We start from the raw sequence: 10,735 nt of genomic DNA on the forward strand, positions 1-10,735 counted from the left end.
GACAACTTGGACCGGGCGGGTGTACGAATTACTGCACAGTAGCCCAGAAACGACGAAGCCCGCGCAAGGCGGGCTTCGGTGCGGTATTTCGCGCGGCTTACAGGCCGGACATCTTCTTGATGGCGCCTTTCAGGTCGTCATCCGAGCAATCGGCGCAGGTGCCTTTCGGCGGCATGGCGTTGATGCCGGTGATGGCCTTGGCGAGGATGCCGTCCAGACCACCCTGGTGGTCGGCGCGCTCTTTCCAGGCAGCGGTGTCGCCGATCTTCGGCGCGCCCAGCAGGCCCGAACCATGGCAAGCGTTGCAGTGCTTGGCGATGATCTCATCCGGGGTCTTGGCACCGCCGCCACCAGCGGAGGCCGCCACTTCCATGCCCTTGCATTCCTGACCCTGAACGCAGACCTGGCCGACCGGTTCCAGGCGTTTGGCAATGTCGTCATTGGTCGTAGCCTGGGCACTGACTGCCCAAAGGGCCACTACGGTAGCTGGTATAGCCAGCATTTTCTTGATTGGATTCACACGTACACCCTCATGGTGGCTAGTCACGCCCGCGGCCACGGAATCGCAGGCGGCGCAAGTATAGCGGGAACCCTGACTCGCCGAAACAACCCTATTAATTAAAGGGCTTTATCCGCGACAATCAGCCGCGCCACCCTTTACGTCAGAAGTTCGCGGGGGTGGCCGCGCTGATCAGCCTGGCCGGCTCATCGTAGGGGTTACGAAAACGGTGCGGCTTGGTGCTTTCGAAATAGTAGCTGTCGCCCGCTTCGAGGATGAAGGTTTCAAGACCCACTACCAGTTCCAGCTTGCCTTCGAGGAGGATGCCGGTCTCTTCGCCGTCGTGGGTGAGCATTTCTTCGCCAGTGTCGGCGCCCGGCGGGTAGATTTCGTTGAGGAAGGCGATAGCGCGGCTCGGATGGCCGTTGCCGACCAGCTTCATGGTCACCGCACCGTCCGAAATGTCGATCAGTTCATGCGCCTTGTAGACGATCTGCGTCGGATTTTCCGGCAGCAGATCTTCGGAGAAGAACTCCATCATCGACATCGGAATGCCACCCAGCACCTTGCGCAGCGAACTGATCGAGGGGCTCACGCTGTTCTTCTCGATCATCGAGATGGTGCTGTTGGTCACGCCTGCGCGCTTGGCAAGCTCCCGCTGGGACAGGCCCTTGAGCTTGCGAATGGCTTGTAGTCGTTCACCGACGTCCAAAGCGTGCGCCCTCCTGAGGATCGAAATGGGGTCGAAATGTGCGCCATCATCGCAACAGCGTTCAGTATTTACAACACTTCGACCCGCAGCTCGTCAGTGATGGCGCTCACTCTCCGGTGTAGACCAAGGGCACCCGGCGCAGGTTGCAAAAGATCTGGTAGGGAATGCTGCCGGCCTGGGTTGCGACGTCGCTGGCCAGGACGTTCTTGCCCCACAGTTCCACCGGGCTGCCAAGGCCGGCTTCGGGAACGTCAGTGAGGTCGATGCACAGCATGTCCATCGATACCCGGCCGATCAGTTGGCTGCGCTTGCCCGCCACCAGCACCGGGGTCCCGGTCGGTGCGTGGCGCGGGTAACCGTCGGCGTAACCCATGGCGACCACACCGACCCGGGTCGGCCGCGGGCTGACGAAGCGCGCACCGTAGCCCACCGGCTCGCCGGCCGGCAGTTCACGCACGCTGATGACTTTCGATTCCAGAGTCATCACCGGCTGCAGGCGATCGGCCTCGGCCTGGGCGGTTTCGAACGGCGTGGCACCGTACATCATGATGCCCGGGCGTACCCAGTCGCTGGGGATCTGCGGCCAGCCCAGCACGGCCGGCGAGTTGCGCAAGCTGACTTCAGCCTTCAGCCCTTGGCGCGCCGCTTCGAACACCGCGACCTGCTCGTTGCTGGCATTGCTGTCCAGCTCGTCGGCGCGAGCGAAATGGCTCATCAGGACGATTTTGGAAACCTTGCCGCTGGCCTGCAGGCGCTGGTACGCCGCCTGGTAATCGCGCGGATGCAGACCTACGCGGTGCATGCCGGTGTCCATCTTCAGCCAGACCTGGATCGGTTTGGCCAGGCCGGCCTTCTCGATCGCTTCCAGCTGCCACAACGAATGCACCACGCACCAGAAATCATGCTTGACGATCAGCTCCAGTTCACTGGCCTCGAAGAAGCCTTCGAGCAGCAGCACCGGCGCCTTGATCCCGACCTCGCGCAGTGCCAGCGCCTCCTCGATGCAGGCCACGGCAAAACCATCGGCCTCGGCCTCCAGCGCCAAAGCGCAACGTACCGCGCCATGCCCATAGGCATCGGCCTTGATTACGGCCAGGGCGCGGGCGCCGGACAGCTTGCGGGCCAATTGATAGTTGTGACGAAGCGCTTGGAGGTCGATCAGGGCACGGGCGGGACGCATGACGGCAGCCTTCTGGCAGTCTGTTTGGAATAAAAGACCCGGTGCCGCAACGACCTGTAAGCCAGGGCACCGGGTGAAGAGAGGATCGTTACGAGAGCGCGGCGACCACCGACATTTCGACGAGGATCTCCGGCTCGCAGAGCTTGCTTTCAACGGTGGCGCGGGCCGGTGCCACACCCTTGGGCAGCCACTTGTCCCACACTGCGTTCATGCCCTGGAAGTCGGCATCGATGTCCTTCAGGTAGATGGTCACCGACAGCAGACGGGTCTTGTCGGTGCCCGCCAGGTCCAGCAGGCGCTCGATGTTGGCCAGGGTCTCGCGGGTCTGCTGTTCGATCCCCGCGCTCATGTTGTCACCCACCTGGCCCGCCAGGTACACGGTGCCGTTGTGGGCGACGATCTGACTCATGCGCTCATTGGTGAGCTGGCGCTGGATTGCCATGCTTGGCGATCTCCTGGTTGTGTCCGTAGCGGGAAATGTCGAGGCCTTCAGCACTGATCTGCGGTTTTTTGCGCGCCATCAGGTCGGCGAGCAGGCGACCGGAACCGCAGGCCATTGTCCAGCCGAGGGTACCGTGACCGGTGTTGAGGAACAGGTTGCGGAACGGCGTGGCACCGACGATCGGCGTGCCGTCCGGGGTGGTCGGACGCAGGCCGGTCCAGAAGCTGGCCTGGCCCAGATCGCCGCCGAGAGGATAGAGGTCGTTGACGATCATCTCCAGCGTTTCGCGCCGGCGCGGGTTCAGCGACAGGTCGAAACCGGCAATCTCGGCCATGCCGCCGACGCGGATGCGGTTGTCGAAGCGGGTGATCGCGACCTTGTAGGTTTCGTCGAGGATGGTCGAGGTTGGCGCCATGTCCGGGTTGGTGATCGGCACGGTCAGCGAGTAGCCCTTGAGCGGGTACACCGGGGCCTTGATGCCCAGCGGCTTGAGCAGTTGCGGCGAGTAGCTGCCCAGGGCCAGCACGTAGCGGTCGGCGGTTTCCAGCTTGCCGTCGATCCAGACGCCGTTGATGCGGTCGCCGGCGAAGTCCAGGCGCTGGATGTTCTGGCCGAAGCGGAACTCCACGCCCAGCTTGACTGCCATCTCCGCCAGGCGGGTGGTGAACAGCTGACAGTCGCCGGTCTGGTCGTTGGGCAGACGAAGGGCGCCGGCGAGGATGTCGGAAACGTTGGCCAGGGCCGGCTCGACCCGGGCGATGCCTTCGCGATCCAGCAACTCGTAAGGTACGCCGGCCTGTTCGAGGACGGCGATGTCCTTGGCGGCGTTGTCGACCTGGGCCTGGGTGCGGAACAGCTGGGTGGTGCCGAGGGTGCGGCCTTCGTAGGCGATGCCGGTTTCGGCGCGCAGTTCGTCGAGGCAGTCGCGGCTGTACTCGGACAGGCGGACCATGCGCTCCTTGTTCACCGCGTAGCGGTTAGCGGTGCAGTTGCGCAGCATCTGCGCCATCCACAGGTACTGGTCGACGTCGCCGGTGGCCTTGATCGCCAGGGGCGCGTGGCGCTCCAGCAGCCACTTGATGGCTTTCAACGGTACGCCCGGGGCGGCCCACGGCGAGGCGTAACCCGGCGATACCTGGCCGGCGTTGGCGAAACTGGTTTCCATGGCCACCGCCGGCTGGCGATCGACCACGACCACTTCGAAACCTTGCCGGGCCAGATAGTAGGCACTCGCGGTCCCGATTACACCACTACCCAGTACCAGAACGCGCATTTGATTACCCTCGAAGCGGCGCACCGCAGCTATTTATTGTGAAAGGCGTGAATGCGCGCAGTGTAAAAAACTCGGGCCAGTGCATTTCACTATATAAAAGCCTATATTTGGCGAGAATTCTCGGCAAAGTCGGCTTTTACAAAGGGGCATCCACTATGAGAACCCAGCACCAGAGCAAGCGCGAGCTGGACAAGATCGACCGCAACATCCTCCGTATCCTGCAGACCGACGGGCGAATTTCCTTCACCGAGCTGGGGGAGAAAGTCGGGCTGTCGACCACACCGTGCACCGAGCGCGTCCGCCGCCTGGAGCGCGAGGGCATCATCATGGGCTACAACGCCCGGCTCAATCCGCAGCACCTGAAGGGGAGCCTGCTGGTGTTCGTCGAGATCAGCCTGGACTACAAGTCTGGCGATACCTTCGAGGAGTTTCGTCGCGCGGTGCTGAAGCTGCCCCATGTGTTGGAGTGTCACCTGGTATCAGGTGATTTCGACTATCTGGTGAAGGCGCGGATTTCCGAGATGGCCTCGTACCGCAAGCTGCTGGGCGACATCCTGCTCAAGCTGCCGCATGTGCGGGAGTCCAAGAGCTATATCGTGATGGAAGAGGTGAAGGAGAGTTTGAACCTGCCGATTCCGGATTGAGACTTCGCTGGCCTTATCGCGGGCAACGCCCGCTCCCACAGGTATCGCATGCGCCGCGGCCCCTGTGGGGAGCGGGCGTTGCCCGCGATGAGGCCAGCAGCCGTTACACCAGCACCTGCCGGGTCGTGGCAATGAACTCATGCACCAACCGCTCTGCCCCGGCATCGATCATCTCGTCCGGGCCGCGTCCACGCGGGCATGGCAGGCGCGGCGTGGTACCGAACAGGCGGCAGATCAGCGGCCGCTCTTCATAAACGGTGCAGCCCCGCAGCCCCAGGTGCACGCAGTTCAACTCGGCCAGCGCCGCCTCCTGCTCCGCCGCCGTCTTCCTCGGCAGCCGGGCCATTTCCTCGGACGAGGTGGTCACCGGCCCGCAGCAGTCATGACAGCCGGGCACGCAGTCGAACGAAGGAATCTGCTCACGCAGGAAACGGATCTTGTGGCTGTTGCAGGCCATGGCACGGGACCGCGAGAACAATAAAGGCCGCCATTCTGCCTCACGGTTGCCGACCCATGAAAGCACCGCCTATGCTGCGCCGACCTCACCGACACTCACCCAGGACCACCTCCATGCACACCGCTTCCTACTACGCCGCCAGCAGCGTCCCACAGCCGGACTACCCCACGCTGAACGGCGAGCAGCAGTGCGACGTCTGCGTGGTCGGCGGCGGCTATTCTGGCCTGAACACCGCCATCGAGCTGGCCGAACGCGGCTTCAGCGTGGTCCTGCTGGAAGCCCGCAAGATCGGCTGGGGCGCCAGCGGACGCAACGGCGGGCAACTGATTCGCGGCGTCGGCCATGGCCTGGAGCAATTCGAAGCGGTCATCGGCGCCGATGGTGTGAAGCAGATGAAGCTGATGGGCCTGGAAGCGGTGGAAATCGTCCGCCAGCGTGTCGAGCGCCACGCCATCCCCTGTGACCTGACCTGGGGCTACTGCGACCTGGCCAACAAACCCCGCGAGTTCGCCGGCTTCGCCGAGGAAGCCGAGGCCCTGCGAGCCCTGGGCTACCGCCACGAGTTGCGCCTGGTCCAGCCGGAACAGATCCACACGGTGATCGACTCAGAGCGCTACGCCGGCGGCCTGGTCGACATGGGCTCCGGCCACCTGCACCCGCTCAACCTGGCCCTGGGCGAGGCCGCAGTGGCGGCACAACTGGGCGTGCGTGTGTTCGAACGCTCTGCGGTCACCCGCATCGACTACGGTGCGCAGGTGAACGTGCACACCGAGCGCGGCAATGTCCGTGCGACCACCCTGGTGCTCTGCTGCAACGCCTACCTCAATGACTTGAACCGCGAGCTCGGCGGCAAGGTCCTGCCCGCAGGCAGCTACATCATCGCCACCGAGCCGCTGGGTGAGGAACGCGCACGGCAGTTGCTGCCGCAGAACATGGCGGTGTGCGACCAGCGGGTGACGGTGGATTACTTCCGCCTGTCCGCCGACCACCGCCTGCTGTTCGGCGGTGCCTGCCATTACTCAGGACGCGACCCGCAGGACATCGGCGCCTACATGCGGCCGAAGATGCTCAAGGTGTTCCCGCAACTGGCCGACGTGCGCATCGACTTCCAGTGGGGCGGCATGATCGGCATCGGCGCCAACCGCCTGCCGCAGATCGGCCGCCTGCGAGAACACCCCAATGTCTATTACGCCCAGGCCTACGCCGGGCATGGCCTGAACGCCACGCACCTGGCCGGTCGTCTGCTCGGCGAGGCGATCAGCGGCCAGCAGGGCGGACGCTTCGACCTGTTCGCCCAGGTGCCGCACATCACGTTCCCGGGTGGCAAGCACCTGCGCTCGCCGTTGCTGGCGTTGGGGATGTTGTGGCATCGGTTGAAGGAGTTGGTCTGAGTCCGGACCTGGTATTTCTGTCAGTTTCGAGGGGGTGGGCTCGATCTTAATATCGAAGTGCCTTGAACACACCATTCACGCAATCGATTGGAGCCCGCATCATGAACCTCATCAAAAACGGAAGCTTCGAGTCCGGCCAACTGGAACCATGGGAAGCCTACCCCGCAGCTGTCACTATTTCGAACAACGCCGTCCTCTTGCCACTGGGTTCGCACCTACTTCAGGTCCTTGACCTCGACGCAATTGGCGACGCCACTACATTCACCGTAAAAGTGAGGGCTCGCGCATCACAGGAGCCGCCGGCCGAGGCACTGAAAACCAAAAGTCGCTTCCAACTTAGTTTCTATTATCAATACGGTACGCAGTTCATCGTACACCCCATCGAATTCGACGCTTCCGGCGGTTTTCAAAACTTCGAGAGTTCGTTCAGGATCAGCCTGCCTGAGCCCTTGGTCTATGCCCGGATCAAATGCTGGGTTCCCCGCAATTCGACACCTGATTACGATCCTCGGGACATCTGGTTCACCGGCTTCGAACTCCTGCCCGGAGCGCATATCCCTTGAGTTGAGCTCAGCTCCGCCAGAACGGCTTGAGCCCTTCTTCGATAGCGTCCGCGCGGCTTAGCCCGATGTCCTTCAACTGCGCGGGCGTCAACTCGAGCAAGGCCCGCCGGGTTTCCCAGCGGTGCCGCCACAGGCGCAGCGTGCTCGGCAGTGCGCGAATTCCGACCTTGCGCTGAGCCTGCTCCAGCTCGCCGCCATACAGTTTCAAGCGCACATCACTCAGGCCGTTCATCACATCGTTCTCCAGGGTTGGTAAACCGTGAAGAAAGAATGCGCGTTTGGGAAATTCCATTACAGATTCAACCGATCAGAATTTTCCTCATACAGATTTCTCCATTTCTTCTCTGAATGATGTATTTTTCCGACATCTGTAATGGTTTCATCCTACGGAGCTGCCTGGAGTATGCCCATGACCCTCTACGTCAATCTCGCTGAACTGCTGGGCGCCCGTATCGAGCAAGGCCTCTATCGTCCGGGCGACCGCCTGCCGTCGGTGCGTGCTCTGAGCCTGGAGCACGGGGTCAGCCTGAGCACCGTGCAGCAAGCCTACCGCCTGCTGGAGGACAACGGCCTGGTGGCGCCGCGGCCGAAGTCCGGCTATTTCGTACCGCAGCACCGCAACCTGCCTGCCCTGCCGGTTGTGGGACGCCCGGCCCAGCGGCCCGTGGACATCTCCCAGTGGGAACACGTGATCGAGCTGGTGCGCAGCTCGCCGAGCAAGGACGTGGTGCAACTCGGCCGCGGCATGCCCGACGTCAACAGCCCGACCCTCAAACCCCTGCTACGCAGCCTCGCCCAGTTGAGCCGACGCCAGGACATGCCGGGCCTGTACTACGACACCATCAGCGGCACCGAAGCCCTGCGCGAGCAGGTCGCACGGCTGATGCTCGACTCTGGCTGCACCCTGAGCGCCGCCGACCTGGTGATCACCACGGGCTGCCACGAGGCGCTATCAGCCAGCATCCGCGCGGTGTGCCAGCCCGGCGATATCGTCGCGGTGGACTCGCCCAGCTTCCATGGCGCCATGCAGACCCTAAAGGGCCTGGGTATGAAGGCCATGGAAATCCCCACCGACCCGCTCACCGGCATCAGCCTCGAAGCCCTGGAACTGGCCCTGGAACAATGGCCGATCAAGCTGATCCAGGTGACCCCGACCTGCAACAACCCGCTCGGCTATGTCATGCCCGAGGCCCGCAAGCGCGCCCTGCTCAACCTGGCCCAGCGCTTCGACGTGGCGATCCTCGAAGACGATGTGTACGGTGACCTCGCCTACACCTACCCGCGGCCGCGTACCATCAAGTCGTTCGACGACGATGGCCGGGTCCTGCTCTGCAGTTCCTTCTCCAAGACCTTGGCCCCAGGACTGCGCATCGGCTGGGTGGCACCAGGACGCTACCTGGAGCGCGTGCTGCACATGAAGTACATCGGCACCGGCAGCACTGCGACCCAGCCACAGCTGGCCATCGCCGACTTCATCGAGGCCGGCCACTACCAGCCACACCTGCGCCGCATGCGCAATCAGTACCAGCGCAGCCGCGACCAGATGATCGACTGGGTCACCCGCTACTTCCCCGAGGGCACACGGGTCAGCCGGCCGCAAGGCAGTTTCCTGCTGTGGGTCGAACTGCCGGAGCACTTCGATACCCTGAAGCTCAACCGCGTGCTGCTCGAGCAGGGCGTACAGATCGCCATGGGCAGCATCTTCTCCGCCTCGGGCAAGTACCGGAACTGCCTGCGCATGAACTACGCAGCGTTGCCGACCCCGGCCATCGAGGCGGCGGTGCGCAAGGTGGGGGAAAACGCCATTCGTCTACTGGCGGAGCAAGCGAACGCCGGGTAACGTTTCGCTGTTCAACGCGGTCTACAGTTCACCTGCCCCGCGACCACGGAATCCGCCCTTGACCCGTCACCGGCTCATGCCCTTTCTGCTTGTCTTCCTGCTGACACTGGGCGGCTGCGCCAGTGTCGACGTGCCACGCGACGTCAGCCAGGCCCTGCCGGCCAGCCAGTCGGCGTTCGGCCGCTCGGTGCTGCGCCAGGCCGAAGCTTATGACGGGCGCTCGGGCTTTCGCCTGCTGCCCAACAGCAACGAGGCTTTCCGCGCCCGCGCCGAGCTGATCCGCCGTGCGCAAAGCAGCATCGACCTGCAGTACTACATCGTCAATGACGGCCTCAGCACCCGCGCACTGATCCATGAGCTGCTGGTGGCGGCCGACCGTGGCGTGCGCGTACGCATCCTCCTCGACGACACTACCAGCGATGGCCAGGACGACCAGATCGGCGTGCTCGCGGCACACCCGAATATCCAGATCCGCGTGTTCAACCCGCTGCAGCTGGGGCGCGCCACCGGCGTGACGCGGGCCATGGGTCGCCTGTTCCACTTGTCGCGCCAGCACCGGCGCATGCACAACAAGCTATGGCTGGTGGACAACGCCATGGCCATCGTCGGCGGGCGCAACCTCGGCGACGCCTATTTCGACGCCGAGCCCAACCTCAACTTCACCGACATCGACCTGCTCGGCGTTGGGCCGGTGGCCGAGCAACTGGGGCACAGCTTCGACCAGTACTGGAACAGTGCCCTGAGCAAGCCCATCGGTGATTTCCTTTACAGCCAGCCGGACGCCGACGACCTGCGCAGCAGCCGCCAGCGCCTGGAAAAGTCCCTGGCCGAGGCCCGTGCCCAACACAAGGCACTCTATGAGCGCCTGATGGCCTGGCAGACCCAGCCGCGCCTGGACATCTGGCGCAACGAGCTGATCTGGGCCCATGCCCAGGCGCTGTGGGATGCGCCGAGCAAGGTGCTGGCCGACGACGAGCCGGACCCGCAGTTGCTGATGACCCGGCAACTGGCGCCGGAGCTGAATGGCGTGCACAAGGAACTGATCCTGATCTCGGCCTACTTCGTACCGCGGGAACAGGGCCTGCTGTACCTGACCAGCCGCGCCGACGCCGGGGTGTCGGTGAGCCTGCTGACCAACGCCCTGGAAGCCACCGACGTGCCGGTGGTCCACGGCGGCTACGCGCCCTATCGCCGAGCGCTGCTGGAGCACGGAGTGAAGCTCTTCGAACTGCGCCGCCAGCCCGGCGACCCGGGACAGCCGCGCTATCGGCTCAGCGGTGGCTCGGATTCCAGCCTGCACAGCAAAGCGATCGTCTTCGACCGGCAAAAGACGTTCATTGGCTCGTTCAATTTCGACCCGCGCTCGGTGTTGTGGAATACCGAGGTCGGGGTGCTGGTGGACAGCCCGGAACTGGCCCAATACACCCGCGACCTGGCGATCCAGGGTATGGCGCCGGCGGTGGCGTATCAGGTGGAGTTACGGGAAGGGAAGCTGGTGTGGGTGACCGAGGACGATGGTCAGCTGCATGTGCTGACCACCGAGCCTGGGGGGGTGTGGCGAAGGTTCAATGCGTGGATCGCCAAGGCGGTGGGGTTGGAGAAGATGCTTTAGGCGGGGGGGTTTACTCCAGCAGCCAGTCGGCGTCGCCTTCGATCAGGGTGCCGCCGTGGCTGGTGGTGTCCTCGAATTTCTGTCCCATATAGATCCGCTGGGACACCGTGTTCTTGGCCGTA

Annotated in this window: 12 protein-coding genes; 5 read left to right on the forward strand and 7 right to left on the reverse strand. The window is 63.7% G+C overall.

Going from position 1 to position 10,735, the window contains the following annotated elements:
* Window positions 1–97: 97 nt before the first annotated feature.
* The 5 genes from AC5QPF_RS31130 to dadA form a co-directional block, all read right to left on the reverse strand.
* On the reverse strand, window positions 98–502 hold the full coding sequence (locus tag AC5QPF_RS31130; protein ID WP_494964283.1) for a c-type cytochrome: 405 nt from the start codon (window positions 500–502) through the stop codon (window positions 98–100).
* Window positions 503–662: 160 nt separating this feature from the next.
* A complete protein-coding gene (locus AC5QPF_RS31135; protein WP_494961391.1) occupies window positions 663–1,211 on the reverse strand; it encodes a cupin domain-containing protein in 549 nt (182 codons plus the stop codon).
* A 106-nt stretch (window positions 1,212–1,317) separates the two neighbouring features.
* Window positions 1,318–2,391, reverse strand: a complete 1,074-nt coding sequence (alr, locus tag AC5QPF_RS31140) for an alanine racemase (protein WP_494961392.1) — start codon at window positions 2,389–2,391, stop codon at window positions 1,318–1,320.
* A gap of 88 nt (window positions 2,392–2,479) precedes the next feature.
* Window positions 2,480–2,833: a Rid family hydrolase gene (locus tag AC5QPF_RS31145; protein ID WP_494961393.1), complete on the reverse strand. Its 354-nt coding sequence runs from the start codon at window positions 2,831–2,833 to the stop codon at window positions 2,480–2,482.
* Entirely contained in the window at window positions 2,805–4,106 is a 1,302-nt protein-coding gene (dadA, locus tag AC5QPF_RS31150; protein ID WP_494961394.1) for a D-amino acid dehydrogenase, read from the reverse strand. The genes AC5QPF_RS31145 and dadA overlap by 29 nt, the downstream gene beginning before the upstream one ends.
* Before the next feature lie 155 nt (window positions 4,107–4,261).
* On the opposite strand from dadA, the gene dadR reads away from it, so the two are divergent.
* Window positions 4,262–4,750: a transcriptional regulator DadR gene (gene dadR / locus AC5QPF_RS31155; protein WP_042121505.1), complete on the forward strand. Its 489-nt coding sequence runs from the start codon at window positions 4,262–4,264 to the stop codon at window positions 4,748–4,750.
* Window positions 4,751–4,853: 103 nt separating this feature from the next.
* On the opposite strand, the gene AC5QPF_RS31160 is transcribed toward dadR, so the two are convergent.
* Window positions 4,854–5,207: a YkgJ family cysteine cluster protein gene (locus AC5QPF_RS31160; RefSeq protein ID WP_494961395.1), complete on the reverse strand. Its 354-nt coding sequence runs from the start codon at window positions 5,205–5,207 to the stop codon at window positions 4,854–4,856.
* Window positions 5,208–5,320: 113 nt separating this feature from the next.
* On the opposite strand from AC5QPF_RS31160, the gene AC5QPF_RS31165 reads away from it, so the two are divergent.
* A complete protein-coding gene (locus AC5QPF_RS31165) occupies window positions 5,321–6,598 on the forward strand; it encodes an FAD-dependent oxidoreductase (RefSeq protein WP_494961396.1) in 1,278 nt (425 codons plus the stop codon).
* A 101-nt stretch (window positions 6,599–6,699) separates the two neighbouring features.
* Window positions 6,700–7,161 carry a carbohydrate binding domain-containing protein gene (locus tag AC5QPF_RS31170; RefSeq protein WP_494961397.1) on the forward strand — a complete coding sequence of 154 codons (462 nt, stop codon included), beginning with the start codon at window positions 6,700–6,702 and terminating at the stop codon, window positions 7,159–7,161.
* A 7-nt stretch (window positions 7,162–7,168) separates the two neighbouring features.
* On the opposite strand, the gene AC5QPF_RS31175 is transcribed toward AC5QPF_RS31170, so the two are convergent.
* Complete coding sequence (locus AC5QPF_RS31175) at window positions 7,169–7,393, reverse strand: YjiS-like domain-containing protein (RefSeq protein ID WP_494964284.1); 225 nt, start codon at window positions 7,391–7,393, stop codon at window positions 7,169–7,171.
* A gap of 177 nt (window positions 7,394–7,570) precedes the next feature.
* On the opposite strand from AC5QPF_RS31175, the gene AC5QPF_RS31180 reads away from it, so the two are divergent.
* Together AC5QPF_RS31180 and AC5QPF_RS31185 are read left to right on the forward strand one after the other, a co-directional pair.
* Window positions 7,571–9,001: an aminotransferase class I/II-fold pyridoxal phosphate-dependent enzyme gene (locus AC5QPF_RS31180; protein ID WP_494961398.1), complete on the forward strand. Its 1,431-nt coding sequence runs from the start codon at window positions 7,571–7,573 to the stop codon at window positions 8,999–9,001.
* 76 nt (window positions 9,002–9,077) lie between these two features.
* Window positions 9,078–10,613, forward strand: coding sequence for a phospholipase D-like domain-containing protein (locus tag AC5QPF_RS31185; protein WP_494961399.1), 1,536 nt, complete (start codon window positions 9,078–9,080; stop codon window positions 10,611–10,613).
* Window positions 10,614–10,735: the final 122 nt, after the last annotated feature.

This window comes from Pseudomonas sp. Con_6, from assembly GCF_059379395.1.